Origin of the sequence: Curtobacterium sp. MCSS17_005, from assembly GCF_003234225.2 — a bacterium.
Lineage (GTDB): Bacteria > Actinomycetota > Actinomycetes > Actinomycetales > Microbacteriaceae > Curtobacterium > Curtobacterium flaccumfaciens.
The window spans coordinates 1,381,033-1,403,248 of sequence record NZ_CP126258.1; the positions used below are offsets into that span (position 1 = coordinate 1,381,033).

The 22,216-nt window shown below is 67.3% G+C and carries 10 protein-coding genes and 3 rRNA genes; 12 read left to right on the forward strand and 1 reads right to left on the reverse strand.

Going from position 1 to position 22,216, the window contains the following annotated elements; all coding sequences use genetic code 11:
* Positions 1 to 295 precede the first annotated feature (295 nt).
* From DEJ20_RS06735 to DEJ20_RS06760, 6 genes are all read left to right on the forward strand, one after another.
* Positions 296 to 1,817 (forward strand): 16S ribosomal RNA (locus DEJ20_RS06735).
* Positions 1,818 to 2,251: 434 nt separating this feature from the next.
* Positions 2,252 to 5,379 (forward strand): 23S ribosomal RNA (locus DEJ20_RS06740).
* 158 nt (positions 5,380 to 5,537) lie between these two features.
* Positions 5,538 to 5,654, forward strand: a 5S ribosomal RNA gene (gene rrf / locus DEJ20_RS06745).
* Together the 16S, 23S and 5S rRNA genes form the textbook arrangement of a ribosomal RNA operon.
* Before the next feature lie 127 nt (positions 5,655 to 5,781).
* Positions 5,782 to 6,912 (forward strand): ROK family transcriptional regulator, encoded by a 1,131-nt coding sequence (locus DEJ20_RS06750; RefSeq protein WP_111236124.1) that lies wholly within the window; start codon positions 5,782 to 5,784, stop codon positions 6,910 to 6,912.
* A 104-nt stretch (positions 6,913 to 7,016) separates the two neighbouring features.
* The gene (locus DEJ20_RS06755; RefSeq protein ID WP_111236123.1) at positions 7,017 to 9,032 is read left to right on the forward strand and encodes a beta-galactosidase; all 2,016 of its coding nucleotides are present in this window, start codon (positions 7,017 to 7,019) and stop codon (positions 9,030 to 9,032) included.
* Positions 9,029 to 11,188 (forward strand): alpha-galactosidase, encoded by a 2,160-nt coding sequence (locus DEJ20_RS06760; protein ID WP_258377225.1) that lies wholly within the window; start codon positions 9,029 to 9,031, stop codon positions 11,186 to 11,188. The genes DEJ20_RS06755 and DEJ20_RS06760 overlap by 4 nt, the downstream gene beginning before the upstream one ends.
* 535 nt (positions 11,189 to 11,723) lie before the next feature.
* Here the strand turns inward: DEJ20_RS06760 and DEJ20_RS06765 are convergent.
* Positions 11,724 to 14,291 carry a glycoside hydrolase family 2 protein gene (locus DEJ20_RS06765; RefSeq protein ID WP_111236122.1) on the reverse strand — a complete coding sequence of 856 codons (2,568 nt, stop codon included), beginning with the start codon at positions 14,289 to 14,291 and terminating at the stop codon, positions 11,724 to 11,726.
* A gap of 116 nt (positions 14,292 to 14,407) precedes the next feature.
* Between DEJ20_RS06765 and DEJ20_RS06770 the strand changes: the two genes are divergently transcribed.
* Genes DEJ20_RS06770 through DEJ20_RS06795 form a run of 6 tightly spaced genes read left to right on the forward strand, consistent with a single transcriptional unit; the run spans position 14,408 to position 22,135 of the window.
* Positions 14,408 to 16,093 (forward strand): ABC transporter substrate-binding protein, encoded by a 1,686-nt coding sequence (locus tag DEJ20_RS06770; protein WP_111236121.1) that lies wholly within the window; start codon positions 14,408 to 14,410, stop codon positions 16,091 to 16,093.
* Positions 16,094 to 16,127: 34 nt separating this feature from the next.
* On the forward strand, positions 16,128 to 17,117 hold the full coding sequence (locus DEJ20_RS06775) for an ABC transporter permease (RefSeq protein ID WP_071247140.1): 990 nt from the start codon (positions 16,128 to 16,130) through the stop codon (positions 17,115 to 17,117).
* Positions 17,118 to 17,131: 14 nt separating this feature from the next.
* Positions 17,132 to 18,172: an ABC transporter permease gene (locus tag DEJ20_RS06780; RefSeq protein ID WP_111023919.1), complete on the forward strand. Its 1,041-nt coding sequence runs from the start codon at positions 17,132 to 17,134 to the stop codon at positions 18,170 to 18,172.
* Positions 18,169 to 19,125 carry an ABC transporter ATP-binding protein gene (locus DEJ20_RS06785; RefSeq protein WP_220035018.1) on the forward strand — a complete coding sequence of 319 codons (957 nt, stop codon included), beginning with the start codon at positions 18,169 to 18,171 and terminating at the stop codon, positions 19,123 to 19,125. The genes DEJ20_RS06780 and DEJ20_RS06785 overlap by 4 nt, the downstream gene beginning before the upstream one ends.
* A complete protein-coding gene (locus DEJ20_RS06790; protein ID WP_111236120.1) occupies positions 19,122 to 20,015 on the forward strand; it encodes an ABC transporter ATP-binding protein in 894 nt (297 codons plus the stop codon). Before DEJ20_RS06785 ends, DEJ20_RS06790 begins: the two co-directional genes overlap by 4 nt.
* Entirely contained in the window at positions 20,012 to 22,135 is a 2,124-nt protein-coding gene (locus DEJ20_RS06795; RefSeq protein WP_111236119.1) for a glycoside hydrolase family 36 protein, read from the forward strand. Before DEJ20_RS06790 ends, DEJ20_RS06795 begins: the two co-directional genes overlap by 4 nt.
* Positions 22,136 to 22,216: the final 81 nt, after the last annotated feature.

Genomic DNA, 22,216 nt, shown 5'->3' on the forward strand with positions numbered 1-22,216 from the left:
TCCCGCTCAGGCAACATCCCCCCGAAGAAGTCGAAGTGATTCGACGTGTCTGACGGTGGAACAAGACGAATGCCTCTCTGGCGGAACCTGTGATGGGTCGAGCGGGGAGTGCGTCTGGTCCTTGAGAACTCAACAGCGTGCACATTGTCAATGCCAATTTATTGATTGACCTCGTGCCTGGTCGGCTTGCTGACCGGGTCATGAAGCAATTCCTTTTGGATTGAAGATTGTCAGTAGACAGTCAACAGTCAGAATCAACTCGGTCTGACACTTTCGGGTGTTGGGTCTGTATTTTTTTACGGAGAGTTTGATCCTGGCTCAGGACGAACGCTGGCGGCGTGCTTAACACATGCAAGTCGAACGATGATGCCCAGCTTGCTGGGTGGATTAGTGGCGAACGGGTGAGTAACACGTGAGTAACCTGCCCCTGACTCTGGGATAAGCGTTGGAAACGACGTCTAATACTGGATATGATCACTGGCCGCATGGTCTGGTGGTGGAAAGATTTTTTGGTTGGGGATGGACTCGCGGCCTATCAGCTTGTTGGTGAGGTAATGGCTCACCAAGGCGACGACGGGTAGCCGGCCTGAGAGGGTGACCGGCCACACTGGGACTGAGACACGGCCCAGACTCCTACGGGAGGCAGCAGTGGGGAATATTGCACAATGGGCGAAAGCCTGATGCAGCAACGCCGCGTGAGGGATGACGGCCTTCGGGTTGTAAACCTCTTTTAGTAGGGAAGAAGCGAAAGTGACGGTACCTGCAGAAAAAGCACCGGCTAACTACGTGCCAGCAGCCGCGGTAATACGTAGGGTGCAAGCGTTGTCCGGAATTATTGGGCGTAAAGAGCTCGTAGGCGGTTTGTCGCGTCTGCTGTGAAATCCCGAGGCTCAACCTCGGGCTTGCAGTGGGTACGGGCAGACTAGAGTGCGGTAGGGGAGATTGGAATTCCTGGTGTAGCGGTGGAATGCGCAGATATCAGGAGGAACACCGATGGCGAAGGCAGATCTCTGGGCCGTAACTGACGCTGAGGAGCGAAAGCATGGGGAGCGAACAGGATTAGATACCCTGGTAGTCCATGCCGTAAACGTTGGGCGCTAGATGTAGGGACCTTTCCACGGTTTCTGTGTCGTAGCTAACGCATTAAGCGCCCCGCCTGGGGAGTACGGCCGCAAGGCTAAAACTCAAAGGAATTGACGGGGGCCCGCACAAGCGGCGGAGCATGCGGATTAATTCGATGCAACGCGAAGAACCTTACCAAGGCTTGACATACACCGGAAACGGCCAGAGATGGTCGCCCCCTTGTGGTCGGTGTACAGGTGGTGCATGGTTGTCGTCAGCTCGTGTCGTGAGATGTTGGGTTAAGTCCCGCAACGAGCGCAACCCTCGTTCTATGTTGCCAGCGGGTTATGCCGGGGACTCATAGGAGACTGCCGGGGTCAACTCGGAGGAAGGTGGGGATGACGTCAAATCATCATGCCCCTTATGTCTTGGGCTTCACGCATGCTACAATGGCCGGTACAAAGGGCTGCGATACCGTAAGGTGGAGCGAATCCCAAAAAGCCGGTCTCAGTTCGGATTGAGGTCTGCAACTCGACCTCATGAAGTCGGAGTCGCTAGTAATCGCAGATCAGCAACGCTGCGGTGAATACGTTCCCGGGCCTTGTACACACCGCCCGTCAAGTCATGAAAGTCGGTAACACCCGAAGCCGGTGGCCTAACCCTTGTGGAAGGAGCCGTCGAAGGTGGGATCGGTGATTAGGACTAAGTCGTAACAAGGTAGCCGTACCGGAAGGTGCGGCTGGATCACCTCCTTTCTAAGGAGCATCTGGTCAGTGCTGGTCGCCCATTAGGGGTGGTTGGTTGCTGGTCCAGGCGCCTGTTTCGGACCGAACGTGTCCGACGGGTAGCTCATGGGTGGAACATTGACAGTGCAGTTGGGAGTGATGCTTCCGACCTCAGTACGCTCTGCTTGCAGGGTTGGGACGGGTCGAAGGTGGAGCGCTCAGCTGGTGCACGTTGTTGGGTCCTGAGGGACCAGGCTTCCCGCTGTCACGTGAGTGGTGGTGGGGGTTGGGCCTACGGGTCCTTCGTCGGGCCAGGGTGAACCTACCGTTGTGGTGGGGGAGTGCTGGTGCCGATCGTATGTTGAGAACTACACAGTGGACGCGAGCATCTTTGATTCGCGTCATCCATGATCAGCCTTTCGGGTTGTTGATTGGTGACGTTGGATCGCAATTTTAATCTTTGTGGTCAAGTTTCTAAGAGCAAACGGTGGATGCCTTGGCATCTGGAGCCGATGAAGGACGTAGAAATCTGCGATAAGCCTCGGGGAGCTGATAATCGAGCCTCGATCCGAGGATTTCCGAATGGGGAAACCCCGCCAGGCGTTTTGCGACCTGGTGACTCCCGCCTGAATATATAGGGCGGGTAGAGGGAACGTGGGGAAGTGAAACATCTCAGTACCCACAGGAAGAGAAAACAACATGTGATTCCGTGAGTAGTGGCGAGCGAAAGCGGATGAGGCTAAACCGATCATGTGTGATAGCCGGCGGGCGTTGCATGGTCGGGGTTGTGGGACACGTCACTCAGTTCTGCCGGACTGGGACGGTTACAGCGCATCATAGTCGAACCGGTTTGAAAGCCGGGCCGTAGTGGGTGCCAGCCCCGTAGACGAAATGGTGTTATGGCCGGATGTGTATCCCAAGTAGCACGGGGCCCGAGAAATCCCGTGTGAATCTGTCAGGACCACCTGATAAGCCTAAATACTCCCAGATGACCGATAGCGGACAAGTACCGTGAGGGAAAGGTGAAAAGTACCCCGGGAGGGGAGTGAAATAGTACCTGAAACCGTTTGCTTACAAACCGTCGGAGCCTCCTTAGTAGGGGTGACGGCGTGCCTTTTGAAGAATGAGCCTGCGAGTTAGTGATATGTGGCGAGGTTAACCCGTGAGGGGCAGCCGTAGCGAAAGCGAGTCTGAATAGGGCGTTTGAGTCGCATGTTCTAGACCCGAAGCGAAGTGATCTATCCATGGCCAGGTTGAAGCGACGGTAAGACGTCGTGGAGGACCGAACCCACTTCAGTTGAAAATGGAGGGGATGAGCTGTGGATAGGGGTGAAAGGCCAATCAAACTTCGTGATAGCTGGTTCTCTCCGAAATGCATTTAGGTGCAGCGTTGCGTGTTTCTCGCCGGAGGTAGAGCTACTGGATGGCCGATGGGCCTCAACAGGTTACTGACGTCAGCCAAACTCCGAATGCCGGTGAGTGAGAGCGCAGCAGTGAGACGGTGGGGGATAAGCTTCATCGTCGAGAGGGAAACAACCCAGACTACCAACTAAGGTCCCTAAGCGTGTGCTAAGTGGGAAAGGATGTGGAGTTGCACAGACAACCAGGAGGTTGGCTTAGAAGCAGCCACCCTTGAAAGAGTGCGTAATAGCTCACTGGTCAAGTGATTCCGCGCCGACAATGTAACGGGGCTCAAGCACACCACCGAAGTTGTAGATTTCGCACTATAGACAAGCCTTCGTGGTTCAGTCGTGCGGAGTGGTAGGAGAGCGTCGTGTGGCGAGTGAAGCGGCGGAGTGATCCAGCCGTGGACGCTACACGAGTGAGAATGCAGGCATGAGTAGCGAAAGACGGGTGAGAAACCCGTCCTCCGAAAGACCAAGGGTTCCAGGGCCAGGTTAATCCGCCCTGGGTAAGTCGGGACCTAAGGCGAGGCCGACAGGCGTAGTCGATGGACAACGGGTTGATATTCCCGTACCGGCGAACAACCGCCCAAGCTAATCCAGTGGTGCTAAGAGTCCTAACCCGGTACAACCGGATCCCTTCGGGGTGATGGTGGCCGGTCTAACGCTCGACCCCATGCTGGTGCGGTTAGCGTATGAACAGGTGTGACGCAGGAAGGTAGCTGAGCCAGGCGATGGTATCCGTAAGGTGAACCTGGTGTAAGGATGTAGGGCTGACGATAGGCAAATCCGTCGTCTGTGTGCCTGAGATCCGACGCGTACCCGTAAGGGGAAATCAGTGATCCTATGCTGCCGAGAAAAGCATCGACGCGAGGTTGCAGCCGCCCGTACCCGAAACCGACTCAGGTGGTCAGGTAGAGAATACCAAGGAGATCGAGAGAATCGTGGTTAAGGAACTCGGCAAAATGCCCCCGTAACTTCGGGAGAAGGGGGGCCGGACACGTGACCGGATTTACTCCGTGAGCGTTGAAGGCCGCAGAGACCAGTGGGAAGCGACTGTTTACTAAAAACACAGGTCCGTGCGAAGTCGCAAGACGATGTATACGGACTGACGCCTGCCCGGTGCTGGAAGGTTAAGAGGAAGGGTTAGCCTTTGGGCGAAGCTCTGAATTTAAGCCCCAGTAAACGGCGGTGGTAACTATAACCATCCTAAGGTAGCGAAATTCCTTGTCGGGTAAGTTCCGACCTGCACGAATGGCGTAACGACTTCCCAGCTGTCTCAACCGCGAACTCGGCGAAATTGCACTACGAGTAAAGATGCTCGTTACGCGCAGCAGGACGGAAAGACCCCGTGACCTTTACTACAGTTTGGTATTGGTGTTCGGAGTGGCTTGTGTAGGATAGGTGGGAGACTGTGAAGCGGGCACGCTAGTGTTCGTGGAGTCATTGTTGAAATACCACTCTGGTCACTTTGGATGTCTAACGTAGGACCCTGATCGGGTTCATGGACAGTGCCTGATGGGTAGTTTAACTGGGGCGGTTGCCTCCCAAAGAGTAACGGAGGCGCCCAAAGGTTCCCTCAACCTGGTTGGCAATCAGGTGGCGAGTGTAAGTGCACAAGGGAGCTTGACTGTGAGACTGACAGGTCGAGCAGGGACGAAAGTCGGGACTAGTGATCCGGCAGTGGCTTGTGGAAGCGCTGTCGCTCAACGGATAAAAGGTACCTCGGGGATAACAGGCTGATCTTGCCCAAGAGTCCATATCGACGGCATGGTTTGGCACCTCGATGTCGGCTCGTCGCATCCTGGGGCTGGAGTAGGTCCCAAGGGTTGGGCTGTTCGCCCATTAAAGCGGTACGCGAGCTGGGTTTAGAACGTCGTGAGACAGTTCGGTCCCTATCCGCTGCGCGCGTTGGAAATTTGAGAAGATCTATCCCTAGTACGAGAGGACCGGGATGGACGAACCTCTGGTGTGTCAGTTGTTCTGCCAAGGGCACCGCTGATTAGCTACGTTCGGACCGGATAACCGCTGAAAGCATCTAAGCGGGAAGCCGTCTTCGAGATGAGATTTCCATGCACCTTGAGTGTGAGAGGCTCCCAGCAGACTACTGGGTTGATAGGCCGGATGTGGAAGCGGGGACTAACGACCCGTGGAGCTGACCGGTACTAATAAGCCGAAGACTTGATAACACACTGATTTCCCGCACCTTGTGTGCGGGGCTCGCGTCCACTTTGTGGTTCCCGACAGACGATCGGGAATCGAAACTGAATACACCGCTCTGCCCTCCTCACGGAGGGCAGCAGCCGGGACAGCTTTGAGACCAAATGTACGATCTGGTCGAGAGTGTTCCGGTGGTCATAGCGAGAGGGAAACGCCCGGTCACATTCCGAACCCGGAAGCTAAGCCTCTCAGCGCCGATGGTACTGCAAGGGGGACCTTGTGGGAGAGTAGGACGCCGCCGGACTTAACGTAGAAGAACCAGGGAACCCCTGACCATTCGTGGTCAGGGGTTTTCTGCGTTCCCGGCCCGTTCTGGGTCCTTGTCGAAAGGGACTGGTCAGGCCGTAGGATCAGCCGACGACGGAGGAACGATGACCGAAGCCTGGCCGGCCCTGCCCGACGGCTCCCGACTGGCGCTGCGGGAGATCCTCATCCACGGGGTGCTCTCCCGGGCCGAGATCGCTCGGTCACTCGGGCTCTCACGGGCGAGCCTCACCCGGGCGATGCGGATCCTCGTGTCACAGCGGCTCGTGGTCGAGGTCGGCACTGATGTGCGTGGCGCCACCGGCCGCCCGTCGGAGCTCCTGCAGGTGAGCAGTGGGCAGTGGGAGTTCCTCGGCGTCAAGCTCACGAAGGACCGCCTGTACGCCGCGGTCACGGACCTGGGCGGACGGGTCCTCGCCCTGCACGAAGAGGCGATCGACGACACCGCCGCTGAGTCTCTGGCGGAGCAGATCACCTCCGTGCGAGAGCGGCTTCGGGATGCGCACCCGGCGATCTGCGCGATCGGAGTCTCGCTGCCGGGTGACGTGATGGTCCGCGCGGGGGAGTCCGTCGTCGCGGCGTCGGTGTTCCTCGGGTGGCACGATGTGCCGTTCGCCCGGATGCTCGAGGAGCGGACGGGCATCGCCACGTTCACCGCGAACGACGTGCATGCGCTGACGGCGAAGGAGCACTGGTTCGGTGCGGGTGCCGGTCGCGGGTCGATGGTGCTCGTGACGGTCGGTGAGGGCCTGGGCCTCGGGCTCATCGCGAACGGGCAGGTCTCCACCGGGGAACACGGGCGGCTGGGGCGCATCGGGCACCTCCCGGTCCTCGGGGGCGGTCCGGACTGTGGTCTCGGTCATGCCGGGTGTGCCTCGAGCTACCTGCCGAGCCCGGTCATCGTGCGGAACGCCGGCCACGAGGGGAAGACGTACGACCAGGTGGTCGAGCTCGCCCGGGACGGCGACGAGGGTGCCCTCGCCGCGTTCGAGGATGCCGGCCGCGCCCTCGGGGTCCTGCTCGCCACTGCGGTGCACATCGCGGACCCTTCGGCGATCGTGCTGACGGGCGACGGTCTGCCCGTGTACGACCTGGCGCGGGCGACCGTGGACGAGTCGATGCGGGCCGCCCTGGCGCCGTACGCCGAGCCGGTCACGGTGGAGGTGCAGCCGTTCGAGTTCTCGGAGTGGGCACGTGCCGGTGCGGTCCTCGCCATCCGCCGGCTGCTGGGCGAGTAGTCAGCCAGCGGGACTGCAGCGGTGTCGACGCGTTAGTTACACGCGTTGACAAACGCGGACGCAGACGGGAGGCTTGAGCGGTCCCCACCATCGAAGGAGATGCCGTGACCGCTGCCCCCACCGTCCCGTGGCCGACCGACGGCCTGTCGTTCGGCGGCGACTACAGCCCCGAACAGTGGCCCCGGGAGACCTGGCTCGAAGACGTCCGACTGATGCGCGAGGCCGGGGTGAACCTGGTCACCGTCGGGGTGTTCTCGTGGGCACTGCTCGAGCGGTCGCCGGGGGACTTCACGTGGGAGTGGCTGGACGACGTCCTCGCGCTGCTGCACCAGAACCGCATCGCGGTGGACCTCGCGACGCCGACCGCTGCCCCGCCGAACTGGCTGCTGACCGCACACCCGGAGATCCTGCCCGTGGACACCACGGAGCGGCGGGAACGACCGGGTGGGCGACTCGGGTGGTGCCCGGCCTCCGAGCTGTTCCGGGAGCACGCGCTCCGCATGGTCGACGCGCTGGCCGAGCGGTACGGCCGACACCCGGCGGTGCGGCTCTGGCACGTGAGCAACGAGCTCGGCGGCGGCAACGGCCGGTGCTACTGCGAGGAGTCGGCAGCGGACTTCCGGCACTGGCTCGTCGCGAAGTACGGCGACGTCGAGGCCGCGAACGACGCATGGGGCACGGCCTTCTGGGGGCACACGTACACCTCGTTCGACCAGGTCTCGCCGCCGCGCGGGGTGGGCGGGGCACCGAACCCCGGGCTCGCGCTGGACTTCGAGCGGTACTCGTCCGACGCGCTGCTCCGACAGTACGACGCCGAGAAGGCCGTCATCGAGCAGCACTCGGACGTGCCGGTCACGACGAACTTCATGGTGGGCGCCGGGTCGCAGGTCGTCGACTACGCCGGGTGGGCCAAGCACGTGGCGATCGTCGCGAACGACCACTACACCCTGGTCGACGACGCCCGCCGCGAGCAGGACCTCGCGCTGGCCGGGGACCGGATGCGCGGGATGTCGGCGGACCGCCGTCCTTGGCTGCTCATGGAGCACTCGACGGGTGGCCCGAGCTGGCAGCAGCGCAACCGCGCCAAGGAACCGGCCGAGCTCGTCCGGAACGCCCTGGCGCACGTCGCGCACGGGTCCGACGGGGCGCTGTTCTTCCAGTGGCGGGCCTCCACCGCGGGCGCGGAGCAGTTCCACTCGGCGATGCTCCCGCACGCCGGCACCCGCACTCGCATCTGGCGCGAGGTCCTCGCCCTCGGCCGGGCGCTGCAGGACCTCGCACCCGTGCAGGGCACCCGCGTCGAGCCGGCCCGGGTCGCGATCGTCGTGGACGAGGCCTCCGGGTGGGCCGTGCAGTCGGGGCTCAAGCCGCACCGGGGCCTGCGCTACGGTCGGGAGCTCCGCGCCTGGCACCGCGCGTTCCACGACCGGCAGGTGCTCACGGACGTGGTCCCCGCCGACGCCGACCTGGACGGCTACGACGTGGTCGTCGTGCCGACGATGCTCATCGTCGACGACGCGACCGCCGCGCGGCTGTCCGCCGTGGTGGACCGCGGCGCCACCCTGATCGTCACGTACCTGTCCGGCGTCGCCGACGAGACCGCGCGCATCCGCACCGGCGGCTACCCGGGCGCCTTCCGCCAGGTGCTCGGCGCCTGGAGCGAGGAGTTCACGCCGCTGCAGCGCGACGAACGCTGGACCCTCGACGACGGCGAGGTCGTCACCGACTGGGCCGAAGCGGTCGTCCTGGAGGACGCCGAGTCCGTGCTCCGGTACACCGACGGCCCGCTCGCGGGCCGGTCCGCCGTCACACGCCGCCCCGTCGGCGGCGGCGCCTGGTACGTGTCCGCGATGCTCGCGGACGACAGCATCCAACGGCTCGTGGACGGGGTGATCGCGGAGCGGGGGATCCTGCGGACGGTCACCGGGCCTCCCGGCCTGGAGGCGGTGCGTCGCGTCGGCGACGACGGTTCTGCCTTCCTGTTCCTCGTCAACCACCGTGCTGACGACGTCACGGTCGTCGCGTCCGGCACGGACCTGCTCGACGGGTCCGGCCACGGGCCGGACACCGTCGTGCCGGCCGGACGCGTCCGCGTGCTGCGCGAGGAGCGGGCCTCGTGACCGTCGTGGAGCGCGAGTCGACAGCCGTCGGTGCCGGCGATCGACGTGTGTACGTGCTGCGATCGGCCGGGGTGTCGCTGGTGCTGGCGTCCGCGGCGGACGGGCTGCCCGAGGTGCTGCACTGGGGTCGGGACGTCGGGCCCGTCGCGCCGGACGACACGGCCGACCTGCTGCTCGCACTCGGACGGCCGCTCGGGCCGAGTGCGCTCGACGCGCGGTGGCCCCTCACGGTGCTGCCGACCGAGCGCGACGGGTGGGAGGGGCGACCGGGGATCGCGGGGCACGTGGACGGGATGCCGCTCGTGCCGCGGTGGCGCGACGTGGTGGTGATCGGTGACGACGAGCGGATCGTCGTGACCGCGGAGTCGGACTCTGTGGCGCTCCGGAGCGAGTTCGCGCTCGACACCGCGGGGGTGCTGCGGGTGCGACACACGGTGACGAACACCCACGCCGAGCCCGTGCACGTGCAGGCGCTCGAGGCGACGTTGCCCGTGGGGGAGCGGATCGCCGAGGTGCTCGACCTGAGCGGACGGTGGACCCGTGAGCGCACACCGCAGCGCCGGGCGGCGACGGCCGGGAGCCACGCGCGGGAGAGCCGTCGCGGGCGGACGGGCCACGACTCGCCGACGTTGCTCGTGCTCGGGACGCCCGGGTTCTCGGACGCCGAGGGCGAGCTGTGGGCGGTGCACCTGGCCTGGAGCGCGGACTCCGTGTACCGGTACGACCAGCTCGCCGAGGCGCGACCATTGCTCGGTGCCGGAGAACTGCTGCGCGCCGGCGAGGTCGTGCTCGGCGAGGGGGACTCCTTCGCTTCCCCCGACGCCGTGTTCGTGTGGAGCAACACCGGGATCGACGGGCTGTCCGACCGCCTGCACGACTCGTTGCGCAGCCGTCCGGAGCACCCGCGACGACCCCGGCCCGTGGTGCTCAACACGTGGGAGGCCGTCTACTACCGGCAGGAGCTCGAGCCCCTGGTGGCGCTGGCGGAGACGGCGGCGGACATCGGGGTCGAGCGGTTCGTGCTCGACGACGGGTGGTTCCTCGGCCGGCGGTCGGACTCGACCTCGCTCGGGGACTGGCGCGTCGACCCGACGGTGTGGCCGGACGGGCTTGCACCGCTCGTCGACCGGGTGCGTGCGCTCGGCATGGAGTTCGGCCTGTGGTTCGAGCCCGAGATGGTCAGCCCGGTGTCCGAGCTGGCCGCGGCGCACCCCGAGTGGATGTTGCAGCGGCCCGAGGACGACGTCCGCACGTGGCGGAACCAGTACGTGCTCGACATGGCGAACCCGCTGGCCCGGCACCACGTGCTCGAGAGCATGTCCCGCGTGATCGGTGCGCACCACGTCGACTTCGTGAAGTGGGACCAGAACCGGGACATCGTGCACGCGGTGCATGCGGGGCGCGCTGGCATCGACGCGCACACCCGCGGCGTCTACGCGTTGATGGACGAGCTGCGCGCGCGGCACCCGTGGCTCGAGATCGAGGCGTGCGCGAGCGGCGGTGCCCGGATCGACCTCGGCGTGCTCGAGCGCACTGACCGGGTGTGGCCGTCGGACTCGAACGACGCCTTCGAGCGACTGCCGATCCAACGCTGGACCGAGGCGCTGCTGCCACTCGAGCTGATCGGCTCGCACGTCGGGCCGGAGATCTCGCACACGACGGGCCGGCACCTCGACCTGGACTTCCGGATGGCGGTGTCGCTGTTCGGCTCGGCCGGCATCGAGACCGACATCACGAAGCTGTCGCCCGAGGAGCTCGACCGGCTCCGGGCCTGGACGGCGCTGTACCGACGGGAGCGCGGGCTGCTGCACTCCGGGCGGCTGCGGCACCTGGACCTCGGGGACCCGGGGACGGTGGCGACGTCGGTCGTGGCCACCGACCGTTCGCGGGCGCTGGTTCGGGTGGCGCGGACGGAGACGGGGCCGAGGTCCTTGCCGGTGCCGCTCCGGGTGCGCGGTCTCGACCGGTCGCGGCGCTACCGGCTCGCTCCGGTGTCCGGGCTCGCTGTGCCCCGTGGGCTCGACATGGTGCCGCCGGAGTGGCTCGTGCGCGGACACCTGGAACTGACCGGCGCCGTGTTCGAGGACGTCGGCGCCCGGCTGCCACTGCTCGCACCCGCGACCGCGATCGTGCTGGAGCTCCGCGCGATCGACTGAGCGCCGTCGGCCGCGCTGTTTCGGCGGGGGGAGCGTTTCCTGATCGGCGACGTGACGGTTCTGGTTCGCGATCCTCGGCGATCGTGTACCAGAACCGTCACGCGCCGAGGGGAAGTGTCCGTCCCGGGCGATCGGTGTGGGGTGTCGCGCGGTGACCGAGGCGGCGGTGCGGGACGACCCCTCCGTCCGCGGGCTGCGGTGTTGCGGGCTGCAGGCTGCGGCATTGCGGGTGCGAGTGGTGCGGGTGTGGGTGCGGGTGGGAGTGGTGCGGGTGCGAGCGGCTTGGTGCCGGGGTGCGGGTGCGAGCGGCGGTGCTGCCGGGTTGCGGGTGCCGGGTGAGGGGTGGTGCTGCTGCGGGTGCCGGGTGCCGGGTGCCGGGTGCCGGGTGCCGGGTGCGGGGTGGCGGTGCTGCGGGTGGTGCGGTGCGGGTGGCGGTGTTGCGGGTGCAGCGGAGGTGTGCGGGCGTGCTCGGGTGACGGTTCCGGTTCGCGAACCCGGGGGATCGTGAACCGGAACCGTCAGCGCGGCACCCCGGTCAGGGCAGGAGCGAACCTGCGTGGCGGAGGACGAGCGGGTGGACGAGCTCCTGTGCAGCGATGCCCGGCGCACCAGTCACCGTGAAGGTCACCGACTCGCCGGGGAGCAGGGACACCAACCCGTCGTCGACGCGGGCGGCCGCATCCACACGGTCGGGGAACAGCGAGACGTCGCGCGCGTACGCCGTCGCCGTCACGGTGACCGTTGCGCCGTCCTCCGTCGCCGACACCACCGTGGACAGGGGCGAGGGTTCGAGTGCCTGGTCGACGACCTCGGCGAAGTCGTGCACGGTGCGGGTGCCGGCTCCCGTGACGACGAGGACCTCGGAACCGGGGTCGCCCGGCACTGCGAGCAACGACGGCAGCTGCACCCGGTCGGCATCGGCGGGGGCGGCCGCGAGCATGAACGACGACGACTCGAGCACGGTGCCGTCGAAGGCGACGCGGGAGACCGTGACCTCGTCGGCGACCGACGCCCCGGACGCGTTGACGAGGACGACGTCGAGACCTCCGTCGCCGTCACCGCCCTGGGCACCGGACGACGGCTGCACGGTGAGCAGCACGGGCTGGTAGGCCTGCCGGACGGCGTACCAGACGGGCTTCCGGATGCCGGCGTGATCGACCAGCGCCCACGACACCACGGGCCAGTCGTCGTTGAGCTGCCAGACGACCATGCCGGTGTTGTCGGGCGTGCGGGAGCGGAACCACTCCATGCCGAAGCGGATCGCGTGCGCCTGGTTGAGCTGCGCGGCGAAGTGCCAGTCCTCGATGGAGCTCGGCTCGGGCAGGTGCCCCCGCATGCCGTCGGCGAGCTTCCGGTTGCCCTGGTCGGCCTTCTGGTGCACGAGCATCTCGTGGCCGTCCGGGTCGAGGGGCTCGTCGTGCACCACCGCGGTCAGGGTCGACCACGCCGGCGGGCCCTGGAACCCGAACTCGGCGACGAACCGCGGCTCCCAGTCGGCGTAGGCGCGGTAGTCGAGCCGGTTCCAGACGTCCCAGATGTGCACGCTGCCGTTCCGCTGGTCGTTCGGCGTCAGGTACTCGTCGAACGAGAACGGGCTGCCCGGCGTGTACGGCCGGGTCGGGTCGAGCTCGGCGACGACCGACGGCAGCAGGGAACGGTAGTAGCCGTTGCCCCAGGTCCGGCCGACGAGCGACGGCCGCCAGCCCCACTCGGCGTAGGCGACGAGGTTCTCGTTGTTGCCGTTCCACACCACGAGTGACGGGTGCGGGCTGAGGCGGGTGACGGCCTCGCGGACCTCGGGCTCGACCTCGTCGGCGAGCCAGGGCTCCTCGGCGTAGGCGGCACAGGCGAACAGGAAGTCCTGCCACACCAGGACGCCGAGCTCGTCGCACCGGTCGTACAGGTCGTCGGACTCGTAGATGCCGCCGCCCCAGATGCGCAGCAGGTTCATGTTCGCGTCGATCGCGTCCTGGATCCGGTCCGCGTACCGCTCGGGCGTCATCTCGGTCAGGTAGGCGTGGTCGGGGATCCAGTTCGCCCCGCGCACCATGACCGGACGGCCGTTCACGCGGAGCAGGAACGGCGCACCGCCGGCGTCGGCGGCGGTGTCGAGCGTGACCGTGCGGAAGCCCACGCGGCCGGTCCACACGTCGTCGCCGACCTCGACCCGGACGTCGTACAGCGGCTGGTCGCCCTCGCCGCGGGGCCACCAGACGGCGACGTCGGGGACCTCGAGGCGGACGGTCGCGGCGCCGTCGAGGACGGGGCGCGCCCCGACGACCCGGCCGGCGGTGTCGAAACCCGGGTGCCCTGCGGACGCGGGGTGCGGGGCCAGGGTGATCCGGGCCTCCAGGCCGGTGCCCGCGGAACCGTCCGCGGACGCGACGGGCGCGCTGCCGATGGCCTGCGAGAAGGAGCCGGTGGAGCCGGCGTGCTCGACGTCGACGTGGGCCGTCAGCACCCCGGTGGTGCCGTCGAGGTCGACGAGCGGCCGGACGGCCGCGATGCGGACGCCGCTCCAGGACTCGATGCCGATCGACTTCCAGATGCCGCTCGTCGCGACGTCGACGCCCCAGTCCCACCCGAAGTTCGACGCGTTCTTGCGGAGCGCGTTGTAGGGGTGGTGGTTGACGTGCGGCAGCTCGCCGCCGTGCAGGGCGGACAGACGCTCGGCGGCGGGGACGGGCGCGTCGAACGTGACGACGAGCTCGTTCGCGCCCGGGCGGAGCAGGTGCCCGACGGGGAACCGGTACGAGCGGTGCTGGTTGGCGGTGGTCGCGACGACGATGCCGTTGAGCTCGATCGTGGCGAGGGTGTCGAGGCCCTCGGCGACGAGGTCGTGGCGCGCGTGCGTGGTCGGGCCCGTGCCGCTCTCGCCCGGCCAGTCGAACGTGCGGCGGTAGCGCCAGACGGTGTCGCCGATCCACTGGGTGGCGGCCTCGCCGTCGCCGTCGAACGGGTCGGGGATCCGGCCGGCCCGCAGCAGGTCGGTGTGCACGCAGCCGGGGACCTGCGCCGCGATCGGTTCGCGGTGCTCCGCCGACTGCTCGGGCCCGGTCACCGCCTCGAGGGTCCACGTGCCGTCCAGGGTGGTCCGCTCCATTGCGTCTCCTCATCGTTACGGGACCGTGACCCGACCCCTTGACCGCCTTAGTTTACGCGTGTAACAATCACGCTCACAACGTGGACCCTGCGACGACGCAGACCGAGAGGACAACGATGTTCAACCCAACCCGTTCACGGCTCGCCATCGGCGGCGCCGTTCTCCTCGCAGCCGGCCTCGCGCTCAGCGGCTGCAGCTCCAGCGGCACCGCCAGCACGAACGACGCCGCTGCCTCGACCCTGGTGGCGTACACCGGCCAGTCCGGCGACTACCAGATCAACTTCAACCCGTGGTCGCCGTCCAACATCGGCGGCGTCGGCACGATCTACGAGTCGCTCTTCTTCATCACCAACGTCAACACGAAGGACCCGAAGCCGCTGCTCGGCAAGTCCTACGAGTGGAACGACGACGGCACGCAGCTCACCATCACGCTCCGCGACGGAGCCACCTGGAGCGACGGCGAGCCCTTCACCTCGAAGGACGTCGTGTTCACGCTCGACATGCTCAAGAAGCAGAAGGCCCTGAACTCGATCGGCTACGACGGCACCGCGAAGGCCGACGGCGACGACAAGGTGGTCGTCTCGTTCGACAAGCCGTCGTTCGTGCTCGGCCCGAACCTGCTCGGCAAGACCTGGATCGTGCCCGAGCACCTGTGGAAGGACATCGACCCGACCACCGACGTCGTGCGCGAGCCCGTCGGCACCGGCCCGTACACGCTCGGCACCTTCAAGGCGCAGGCGTTCACCCTCGAGGCGAACAAGGAGTACTGGGACGGCGCCCCGGCCGTGAAGACCATCCGCTACCTGTCGCTCTCCGGCAACACCGCCGGCGCCGACGCACTGAAGCAGGGGTCGATCGACTGGCAGACCGGCCCGGTGCCGAACATGGACGACATCCCCGCCAACTACAACGGCTACGACGGCATCACCGTCGGCCAGAACCAGATGGCCCTGCTGACCTGCGCGAACACCGACCTGGGCTGCGCCGGCCCACAGACCGACCCGGCCGTCCGCCACGCCATCGCCGATGCCATCAACCGCAAGCAGCTCAACTCGCTGGCGTTCGAGAACACCGCGAGCGAGATCTCGCCGACCTTCGCGCTCACCACGACGCAGAAGGACACCATCTCGAAGGACATCGAGCCGGCCGTGATGCCGGAGACCGCCGACACCGACGCGGCCGCCTCGACCCTCGAGGACGCCGGGTGGGAGAAGGGCTCCGACGGCATCTACGCCAAGGACGGCAAGAAGCTGTCCCTGACGGTCGAGGTCGTCACCGGGTGGACCGACTACATCACCGCGATCGACACGATGACGCAGCAGCTCAAGGCCGCGGGCATCGAGCTCAAGGCGCAGCAGTCGTCGTGGAACGAGTGGACGGACAAGAAGACCAAGGGCAACTTCGAGCTCGCGATCGACTCGCTCGGCCAGGGCCCCACGGCGAACCCGTACTACCTGTACAACAACTACTTCACGACGGCCAACACCGCGAAGGTCGGTGAAGCGGCCCCGATGAACATCTCGCGGTACAGCAACCCCGACGTCGACAAGGCCATCGCGAAGCTCGCCACGATCAACCCCGAGGACACCGCGGCGACCCAGCCCGAGCTCGACACGATCCAGGAGCACATCGTCGAGGACCTGCCCTACATCCCCGTGATGACCGGCGGCACGACGAGCGAGTTCCACGCGGCGAAGTTCACCGGCTGGCCGACGAAGGACGACCTGTACGCGTTCCCGGCGGTCTGGGCGAGCCCGGACAACGCCGAGATCTTCAAGGCGCTCAAGCCGGCGAAGGGCTGACACCGATGGGATCGCGACCGAGGGGCACTCGACGATGACCTACTTCCTGCGCAAGATCGGCTTCTACGTCGTCGCACTGTGGGCGGCCCTGACGCTGAACTTCATCATCCCCAGGCTCCTGCCCGGCAACCCGGTGGACATCCTGCTCGCCAAGCTCCAGCAGCGCGGCGGCCAGGTGACCCCGGCGACCCGGGAGGCGTACGAGCTGCTCCTCGGTGGCGATTCCTCGGAGCCGCTCATCTCCCAGTACGGCCACTACCTGGTCAACGTGTTCCGCGGTGACCTCGGCGTGTCCGTCAGTTACTTCCCGGCACCCGTCACCGAGGTGATCGGCAGTTCGCTGCCGTGGACCATCGCCCTGGTCGGGATCGCCACCATCGTGGCCGCGATCATCGGCGTCGGCCTCGGGGCCTTCGTCGGCTGGCGGCCCGGCACCTGGCTCGACTCGTTCGTGCCGGCCACCACCCTGCTCGCCGCGGTGCCGTACTTCTGGCTCGCGCTGATCCTGGTGTACTTCTTCGCCACCGGGCTCCACCTGTTCCCGGCGCAGGGCGGCTACGACGTCATCCTGACGCCCGGGTTCAACTGGGACTTCATCGTCTCGGCGGTGCAGTACGGGGTGCTGCCGGCGGTGACGATCGTGCTCGCGTCGCTCGGCGGCTGGCTGCTCGGCATGCGCAACATGATGGTGTCGACGCTGTCCGAGGACTACATCACCACCGCGCAGGCGAAGGGCCTGTCCGACGGCAAGATCCTGCGGAACTACGCCGCCCGGAACGCCGTGCTGCCGTCCGTCGCCGGGTTCGCGATCTCCCTCGGGTTCATCGTGTCCGGTTCCGTCGTCACCGAGCAGGTGTTCTCGTACCCGGGCATCGGGTCGAAGCTGCTGTCCGCCGTGACGAACAACGACTACGCGCTCATGCAGGGGATCTTCCTGTTCATCACCCTGGCGGTCCTCGGCGCGAACCTCGTCGTCGACCTGCTGTACGGACTGATCGACCCGCGCACGCGGGCCCGGAGCTAGGGGAGGAGACGACCATGACCAACATCCAGCAGGAGACCGAGCCCACCATCGGCGCGCTGACCGAGGAGGCCGACAGCACCACGTCGATCGCCACCCGGCGTGCGTCGAAGGGCGGCATCCGTCGGTTCCTCCCGACGCTCACCCCCTGGCTCGTCACCGGCATCGCGCTCGTCGCCGGCGTCACGCTGTTCGGGGTGATCGGACCGCTGCTCGTCGGCGACCCGACCACCATCCGCGACACCGGGCTGCAGGGACCGAGCGGCTCGAACGTCCTCGGCACCACCCAGACCGGTCAGGACGTCCTGGCCCAGCTCGCCTTCGCCACCCGGGGCAGCCTGCAGATCGGGCTCATCGTCGGCGTCCTCGCCACGGTGCTGTCCGCGTTCTTCGGCATCCTCGGCGCCTACCTGGGCGGGATCATGGACGAGGCGTTCTCGCTGTTCTCGAACGTGTTCCTCGTCATCCCCGGACTGCCGCTCGTCATCGTCATCTCCGGCCTGGTGCCGCGTGAGGCCCGCGGGCTGTGGACCATCGCGGTCGTCCTCGCGATCACGTCGTGGGCCGGGTCCGCCAGGGTGCTGCGAGCGCAGACGATGTCGATCCGCAACCGCGACTACGTGTCCGCCGCCCGGGTCGCCGGCGAACGGCCCTGGCGGGTCATCGCCGTCGAGATCCTGCCGAACCTGCTGCCGGTGCTCGCGTCGCAGTTCGTGTTCGCGGTGATCGCCGCGATCCTCGGGGAAGCGGGGCTGTCGTTCCTCGGGCTCGGGGCGTCGAACTCGTCGACGCTCGGCACCATGCTCTTCTACGCCCAGAACGGCTTCGCGCTGGCGAACGGCGCCTGGTGGTGGTTCGTGCCGCCGGGCCTGCTCATCGCCCTGCTCGGCATGGGCCTGTCCCTGGTGAACTTCTCGATCGACGAGGTCATCAACCCGCGACTCGCGAACGTGCGTGCGCAGCGACGGCGCGACCGTCGTGCGAAGCGTGCGGCCCGCTCGGGAGGCCCGGCCCGCGTCGCCACCGCCGGTCACGACACGAAGGGGGTCGCCCGATGAGCGCCACCGACACCGCACGACCGGTCACCTCCGGCCCCACAGGCGACGGCCGCCGCCCGGCCGTGCTGACGATCGACCACCTCGACGTCGTCTACGAGACCGAGCACCCCGTGCACGCTGTCAAGGACGTCTCGCTCACGCTGGCGCCCGGCGAGATCCTCGGGCTCGCGGGGGAGTCGGGCTGCGGCAAGACGACCCTGGCCTACGCCATCACCCGGCTGCACCGGCCACCGGCGAAGGTCACGTCGGGCAGCATCACGTTCCACGACCGCGACGGGAGCGACGTCGACCTGCTCGGCCTGCCGCACGAGCAACTCCGGGCCGTGCGGTGGTCGAAGCTGTCGATGGTGTTCCAGGGAGCCATGAACGCGCTCAACCCGGTCACCACGATCCGCGCCCAGCTCGACGACGCCCTGGTCGAACACCGCAAGGGCATGCCCCGCAAGGAACGACGGGCCATCGCCGAGGACGCCCTGCGCCGCGTCGGTGTCGACCCGTCCCGCATCACCGCGTACCCGCACGAGCTGTCCGGCGGCATGCGGCAGCGCGTGATGATCGCGATGGCGATGCTGCTCGAACCGCAGATCATGATCATGGACGAGCCGACCACCGCGCTCGACGTCGTGGTGCAGCGGGAGATCCTGCGCGAGATCGTCCGACTGCGCGACGAGCTCGGGTTCGCCGTCGTGTTCATCACGCACGACCTGCCGCTGCTGCTCGAGATCAGCGACCGGATCGCGATCATGCTTCGCGGCGAGGTCGTCGAGTGCGACCGTGCGAGCGTGATCCAGCACGACCCGCAGCACCCGTACACGCGGAAGCTGCTGCAGTCGTTCCCGAGCCTGTCCGGAGCCCGTGGCGCGTTCATCCGCACCGGGGTCGAGGACGGCGCCGAACCCGAGACCGACACCCGGGCCGTCGTGGTCCAGGCAGCACAGGAGACGGACCGATGACCAGTGTGACCGTCAGCCACCTCGGCAAGGACTTCCACACCCGCAAGGGGCTGCAGCGCACCACCCTGCGGGCCGTCGACGACGTGTCGTTCGACCTGCTGCCCGGCCGGACCGTCGCGCTCGTGGGGGAGTCCGGCTCGGGCAAGTCCACCATCGCGCGGATGCTCGCCAAGCTCGAGACCCGGACGCGCGGCTCGATCGACGTGCGGCTCGAGGACGGCACCCCAGTCGAGGGCAGCATGTACCGGCGGCACGTGCAGATGGTGTTCCAGGACCCGTTCGCCTCCCTCAACCCGTTCCACTCGATCGAGCACCACATCGCCCGGCCGCTGCAGCTGCACCACCGGGCCCGCGGCGCCGACGAGACCGCCGACAAGGTACGGGAACTGCTCGGCCGGGTGAACCTCGACGAGGACTTCGCGTCGCGGCGGCCGCACGAGCTCTCCGGCGGGCAGCGGCAGCGCGTCGCCATCGCCCGCGCGCTCGCCCCGGGCGCCCAGGTGCTCATCGCCGACGAACCCGTGTCGATGCTCGACGTCTCGATCCGCCTGAGCGTGCTCAACCTGCTCGGCCGGCTGCAGCGCGAGGACGAGCTCGCCGTGCTCTACATCACGCACGACCTGGCGACCGCGCGGCACTTCTCCGACGAGATCCTCGTGCTCTACCGCGGCCGGGTCGTCGAGCGGGGACCGTCGGACGCCGTCATCCTCGACCCGCACCACGACTACACCCGGCTGCTCGCCGAGGCCGCCCCCGACCCGGAGCGCACCGAGCGCCGGATCACCGCGGGGCCGCCGCTCGACCGGACGAAGATCGACAACACCACCTGCTACGACCACACGGTCGGGGACTGGGTGTCGAGCGAGCCCGCACCGGTCGGGGCGCGATGAGCGACGGGCCGACGTTCGTCGACTGGGTCACCGACGGGTTCGCGGCACGGTTCCGGGTCGGTGCGGACCAGCCCGCGGCGCTCGTGTCGTTCGTGCCGGCCGGCGGAGCGTCGGCTGGCGGAGCGCTCGCCGACGGGCCGGACGATCCGCAGCCGCTCGTCGAGCTGACGACGATCGGGCATGGTCGGTTCCCGGGCGGGTTCCGGCACGTGGACTCCACGATCGGGGCGCGACTGCGACCCGTGTCGCACCACGTGCACGACGACGGGACCGACCTGTGGTTCCGGATCGTGCAGGCGGACGCGGACACGGGCCTCCAGGCCGAGTCGGTGTTCCGGGCGCGCGCCGGCGTACCCGCGTTCCAGACGTGGACCGAGGTGTCAGCCGAGCACGGTGAGCACGTCGTGGACTCCGTGTCGTCGTTCGCGACCGGGGCGTTCCTGACCGACTCGGGTGCCACCGTCGATGAGCTCGCCCTCGTGCACGCCGACAATGACTGGGCAGCGGAGAGCCGGTGGCGGTCCGATCCGCTGCGGTCGATCGGGCTCGCGCGTATCGACCGGGAGGCTCAGCACCACCCGCCCCGCAGCCGCGCCGTCGTGCAGAACCGCGGCTCGTGGTCGACCGGCGAGGCGCTGCCGATCGGGGTGCTGCGGGCGGAGGACGCTGTTTCGCTTCCGTACGCGCTCGTCTGGCAGCTCGAGCACAACGGGCCCTGGTTGTACGAGCTCGGTGAGACCCGTCGGCACGCGTACGTGCTGCTGAGCGGGCCGACCGACCAGGAACACCAGTGGACCACCGTCGTCACGCCGGAGCAGCCGTTCACCTCGGTGCCGGTGTCCGTCGGCATCGCCGGGTCGATCGACGACGCCTTCGCCGTGCTCACCCGGCAGCGTCGGGCGTTCCGGCACGTGCGGGAGGCCGACCGCGCCCTGCCCCTGGTGTTCAACGACTACATGAACACGCTCATGGGCGACCCGACCACCGAGAAGCTCCTGCCGCTCATCGACGCGGCCGCCGACGCCGGAGCGGACCTGTTCTGCATCGACGCCGGCTGGTACGCCGAGGGGCACTGGTGGGACACCGTCGGAGCGTGGGAGGAAGCGGCGTCGCGGTTCCCGACGGGGCTCGGGGCCGTCATCGACCACATCCGTGCGCGCGGCATGCAGGCCGGCCTCTGGCTCGAACCCGAGGTCATCGGCATCCACTCGCCGCTGGCTTCGACCCTGCCGTCGTCCGCGTTCGTCGAGCACCACGGTGTCCGGGTCGCGGAGCACGGGCGGCACCTGCTCGACCTGCGCTCGCCGGAGGCCCGCGCACACCTCGACGGGGTGGTCGACCGGCTCGTCGGGGAGCTCGGGGTGACGTTCTTCAAGATGGACAACAACACGATGACCGGGCCGTTCGTCGGGATGCTCGACCACCAGCGGGCGCTGCTCGACTGGCTCGACGCGGTGCAGGAGCGGTACCCGGCACTGCTCATCGAGAACTGCGCCTCGGGAGCGATGCGCGCCGACTGGGCCATGTTGTCCCGCCTGCACATGCAGTCGACGTCGGACCAGCAGGACCCGGTGTTGTCCGCCTCGATCGCCGCCGCCGCTCCCGCCGCGATGCTGCCCGAGCAAGCGGGGAACTGGGCGTACCCGGCGCCGACGATGGACCCGGAACTCTTCACGCTGTCGCTCGTGAACGGGGTGCTCGGGCGGATGTACCTGTCGGGGTACCTCAACGAGATGTCGTCGTCGCAGCGTGGGGTGGTCGGTGACGCCATCGCTGCGCACCGGCAGGTCCTGGACGTCGTCGAGGCGTCCGTCCCGGTCTGGCCCCTCGGGCTGCCCGCCTGGGAAGACCCGTGGATCGCGCTCGGTCTGCACGCCACCACGGGCGACCTGTACCTGTCGGTGTGGTCGCTGCCCGGTGCGTCCGCGTCGGTGTCGCTGCCGCTGCCGGCGCTCGCCGGGCAGGCGGTGGTCGTCGAGCCGCTGTTCCCGACGGCACTCGGGTCGTGGTCCGTGGCGTGGGACGCCGCTTCGGGCTCGCTCGAGGTCACGAACGGTGGATCGACCCCCACAGCGCGGGTGCTCCGCGTCCGGTCGCAGGAGGCGGACGCGGGGGCCTGAGCGGGCGCGCGTCGCGATGGCAGGGCGCACGCTGGAGCGGACGGGAGGCACGGTGCGGGCAGGCACCGTGCCTCCCGTTTC

Excerpts from the sequence above, each read along its gene's own strand:
- DEJ20_RS06780 (WP_111023919.1), top strand. The coding sequence starts at position 17,132 with ATGACCAACATCCAGCAGGAGACCGAGCCCACCATCGGCGCGCTGACC.
- DEJ20_RS06790 (WP_111236120.1), top strand. The coding sequence starts at position 19,122 with ATGACCAGTGTGACCGTCAGCCACCTCGGCAAGGACTTCCACACCCGC.
- DEJ20_RS06795 (WP_111236119.1), top strand. The coding sequence starts at position 20,012 with ATGAGCGACGGGCCGACGTTCGTCGACTGGGTCACCGACGGGTTCGCG.
- DEJ20_RS06775 (WP_071247140.1), top strand. The coding sequence starts at position 16,128 with ATGACCTACTTCCTGCGCAAGATCGGCTTCTACGTCGTCGCACTGTGG.
- DEJ20_RS06765 (WP_111236122.1), bottom strand. The coding sequence starts at position 14,291 with ATGGAGCGGACCACCCTGGACGGCACGTGGACCCTCGAGGCGGTGACC.
- DEJ20_RS06770 (WP_111236121.1), top strand. The coding sequence starts at position 14,408 with ATGTTCAACCCAACCCGTTCACGGCTCGCCATCGGCGGCGCCGTTCTC.
- DEJ20_RS06785 (WP_220035018.1), top strand. The coding sequence starts at position 18,169 with ATGAGCGCCACCGACACCGCACGACCGGTCACCTCCGGCCCCACAGGC.
- DEJ20_RS06750 (WP_111236124.1), top strand. The coding sequence starts at position 5,782 with ATGACCGAAGCCTGGCCGGCCCTGCCCGACGGCTCCCGACTGGCGCTG.